This is a genomic window from Yersinia vastinensis (assembly GCF_902726565.1).
Classification (GTDB): Bacteria; Pseudomonadota; Gammaproteobacteria; order Enterobacterales; family Enterobacteriaceae; genus Yersinia; species Yersinia vastinensis.
Genome location: NZ_CACVAF010000029.1, coordinates 1 through 3,761, shown reverse-complemented (window position 1 = coordinate 3,761; position 3,761 = coordinate 1). Strand labels below are relative to the sequence as shown.

Here is a 3,761-nt window from a genome sequence, read left to right as displayed (position 1 = left end):
ATGGCTGCAACTCTTACGTACTGATCCGAAAAAAATCGGTAAAATAGCCAAAGTGCAAGATGAGAGTGCCAGCATGGTTTTGACGATTGTCAGCATGGCGTGTTTGGCCAGCATTCTGGTTATATTGTTTGAGTTGAGTACTGCAAATCAGTTGACGGGTTCGGCGAAAGCCGTCCATCTGATACTGACCGGCATGACTTTATTAGTGTCGTGGCTATTATTACCCACGGCGTTTACCATGCATTACGCCCATCTGTTTTATATGCGTCGTGATGACGATGAAACCACGTTGCCGTTACTCTTCCCTAAAGAGATAACCACGCCTTCCTATTGGGATTTTCTTTATTTCTCATTCACTATCGGCGTGGCTTCACAAACTGCCGATGTGGCAACTGGCACATCAGATATCCGCCGCGTAGTGCTATTGCAGTCAGTATTATCTTTTGTTTTCAATATGACGATATTGGGGCTGTCAATTAACGTTGGGGCGGGCCTACTTAACTAAATATGCTATCGCTTCCAGCGGCGCATCAAGCGGCTTTTTAAACCGGTATCAAAGCGCCAGATATGATCGAAAATACGCATGATACCGGGCTTGCCATAGGCTGACATCGCCACGGCATGAAATCTGTGTTGGTGAGCTTGCTGCTGGATTTTAATCTTTCTGATCAAATCTTCGGGTAAGCGCTGGGCAATAAAGTCTGAGATGATCACCGCGTCAGCATCGTACCATTCCCGATCTTCCATTTTGCTCAGCGTGCTGGCTAAACAGGCGGCCAGATCCGTGCCACCACGAAAATGCTGGCTGAGAAAGCGTATTGCTTGTTCAATACCATTGGCTGCGGATAGTTCGTAGTGAATTATTTCTGTCGCAAAGAGCATGATGTAACAGCGGCGGTTATCCGCCAATGCAATACGAAGTAGTGCTAAACAAAAAGCTTTGGCACATTGTTCATTAAACCCGCCCATCGAACCCGAGGTATCAACACAAACAATAAAGGGGCCACGAGGATGCTCATCATGACTTTTAAGGCTGACGGGCCGTTGTAACGTTTTCTCTTGCCAGTCATCACCTTGTAAGCGATAAGTGAGCAAGCGCCGCTCCAGTAGGCGGCGGTAAAATTCGAACTCCAGTTCACTCATCCCCAGCATGACTAACTCAGTCGGGAGTAACCGCAAAATATCATTGCTTTGATGAATGCCACTGACTTCTTCTGGTACCGCATCTGGTTGGCGCACCATCACTGTGTAAGGCTCAAAACGCGCATCGGGTGTGGGCTGTGCTTTGGCTGAACGGCTACGACCGAGTTGTTCAGCGAGTTGCTGCAATTCCGGCTGTTGCTGTAGAAAATCGCCATATTGCAGTAATAATTGATAATCACCGCGCTGTAGATGCCCTTGACTCATATCCCAAAGCCGCCCAGCGGCACCCTCATTGGTCGCCAAAATTGGTTCCAATGCACCACTGAGTGCCAATCTTTGCTGTAACTCTGCTAAAAGTTGCTCTCGCTCTTGTTCGAGTAGTTGGTGATGAATAGTGATGGTTTGTAACGTCAAGCTGACTCGCCAGCGTTGCAAAAAGAGGGTTTGCAGGCTGTCGCCGGTTTGTGGATTCCTTTCTAAATCTGCGGTTTGTAATAATGTTGTTGCTTGTGCAGCAAAAGGGGAATGCCATTGCTGTAGTTGTGCGACTATCTCAGGGAGGTGCGCATAAAATTGTGGGCTATGTTCGAGTAGGCTTTGTTGATATAGGTAAAACTCATCAGCCAGCCCCGCAGGAACCTTAGCTTCATGGATGCGCTGTTGTAAATTTTGCTTCCAGCCGGGGATATCCTTCATTAAGGCCCGTTTAATACGCGGGAATTTTTCAAAGAACAGCGCTAATTGAGGGGATGCCAGTAATCCCACGACCATTTCTTCAATAAGCTCACTTTCACTTATCGATAGCAGCAAATCCAATGTTGCCAGACTGAGCATTGATCAGTGACCGCGCAGTGTTTGTTGTTGCTGTTTCAATTGTTCCGCCACTTGCAACAAGCTGGCTTCTATTTTTGCCAACCAAGAGGACGGTGTGAATAAGCAAGGCTGATGTTGACTGAATAATCGCCGTTGTTCAGCCAGGCTATTTTCCAATTCAGTCAGTTCCACCAGCAATTCAGGTGGCACACTGGTAGTGGCTGCTCCGGGTTGTGAGAGTATTGATGACTGGCGACTCACATCCAGCACAATGATATGCATTTGTTCATCAATTTCTGCATCAATGGATTGGGCATAACCCACACCATTTAATTTTGCACGTAATACCCCACCTTTATTCAGCCATTGCGCCAAGGCCTCTTTCTCAATTTGCAGATGATTAACTTGAATATCATGCAAACTAAGCGGTTTTTGCAGTAATAGGGTCAGCGTGCTGTCGGTTAAGTGCTCTGGCAGGGCATATTGCGGTTTACGGCTGAACATGCCGCTTTGTTTGGTGACGGTCAGTGCTTGATGGTCACTTTGCTGTTGTTGGTGCTGCAACCATTGACTATGAATATGTTGCAGCTTCATTGACAGGCTTTGCTGCTGGTATCCCTGCTCAGTTAAGAGTTGCTCCAATTGGTGCTGTAGCAGCTTTAGTGTACTCAGGTCATGCCATAGGCAATCTTTTAGCAAAATTAAATCGATAGGAGCAATTTCGCTCCGGCCGCTGAAAAAGGCACTGGCTTGCAATAAGCGTAGTGCTTTTTTCCAACGCCGATCAGAGACATACGGCGCTTGTTCTTGTGCACTGAGCCGTTGACGTAACTGAAAGATAAGCTCAAAACAGTGATCCGGTAGTGTGATTTTATCAATCAAGGGTTGCCACTGGTAAAACTCTTCATCGCTAATACTGAGATTTTCCGCTACAGGGTTATGATTTTCATCTTGCCGACTGAGCAATAATGAGCGGAAATTTTGTTTTTCTTGCACGCGATCTAACCAAAGGCGAATCAGCATTCGGTCGTAAAGTGCTTCGAGGCTGCTGTCGGCATCGGGCAGCTCGTTCGAAGCGGTCACTAGCAAGCGCATTGGAATACTGTCCTCCCGATCACCATTACGAAAACGCCGCTCATTAATGGCGGTAAGTAATGTATTCAGGATAGCGGGGCCTGCTTTCCAGATCTCATCAAGAAAGACGATTTCAGCTTCGGGCAGGTAACCTCCGGTCATACGCTGATAGCGCCCTTCTTCTTTCAATGCTTGAATAGAGAGCGGACCAAACACCTCTTCAGGTGTAGAAAAGCGGGTCATCAGATATTCAAATGCGCGAGCATTACGGAAAGCAAATTTCAGACGACGGGCAATCAGGCTTTTAGCAATTCCCGGAGGGCCAAGTAGGAATACACTCTCACCACTGAGGGCGGCCAGCAAACACAAACGGATAGCTTCCTGTCTTTCATACAAACCACTTTCAAGCGCACTGCTCAAACGGGAGATTCTTTCAGCTAATTGTGATGATTGCGCCATAATTGCTCTATATGCTCTGTTAGTTGATTGATTTTTACCTGATAACGGGAAATAAATCCTCTTTTTCTTTGTGGTATTACGCGATCATCGTAATAGGATAGTTTGTTGATTAGTCATATTTTTATACATATTAGCCTCTTTAGCTGATTGATTTAAGAGTAGGCAATCCATTGAAATCGTGCATACTGTGCGCCTTTTGGTGGGCACGCAAAGAATACAGGAGCCGCTAAAGTGGTTCTTAAATACACGCATCAGTTAATGGATGTTCTAGC

The 3,761-nt window shown here is 46.4% G+C and carries 3 protein-coding genes; 1 reads left to right on the top strand and 2 read right to left on the bottom strand.

What is annotated here, in order from left to right; all coding sequences use genetic code 11:
• The coding region (locus tag HUZ92_RS20635) for a DUF1345 domain-containing protein (RefSeq protein WP_174846888.1) at window positions 1-505 on the top strand (505 nt) is incomplete at its 5' end.
• Window positions 506-510: 5 nt separating this feature from the next.
• Here HUZ92_RS20635 and viaA read toward each other — a convergent pair.
• Both viaA and ravA read right to left on the bottom strand, forming a co-directional pair.
• Complete coding sequence (viaA, locus tag HUZ92_RS20630; RefSeq protein WP_050099278.1) at window positions 511-1,977, bottom strand: ATPase RavA stimulator ViaA; 1,467 nt, start codon at window positions 1,975-1,977, stop codon at window positions 511-513.
• A 3-nt stretch (window positions 1,978-1,980) separates the two neighbouring features.
• Window positions 1,981-3,489, bottom strand: coding sequence for an ATPase RavA (gene ravA, locus HUZ92_RS20625; protein WP_050099277.1), 1,509 nt, complete (start codon window positions 3,487-3,489; stop codon window positions 1,981-1,983).
• Window positions 3,490-3,761 lie beyond the last annotated feature (272 nt).

What these genes read in the sequence shown, in the direction of transcription:
- viaA (WP_050099278.1), bottom strand. Translation starts at nt 1,977, where the DNA reads ATGCTCAGTCTGGCAACATTGGATTTGCTGCTATCGATAAGTGAAAGT.
- ravA (WP_050099277.1), bottom strand. Translation starts at nt 3,489, where the DNA reads ATGGCGCAATCATCACAATTAGCTGAAAGAATCTCCCGTTTGAGCAGT.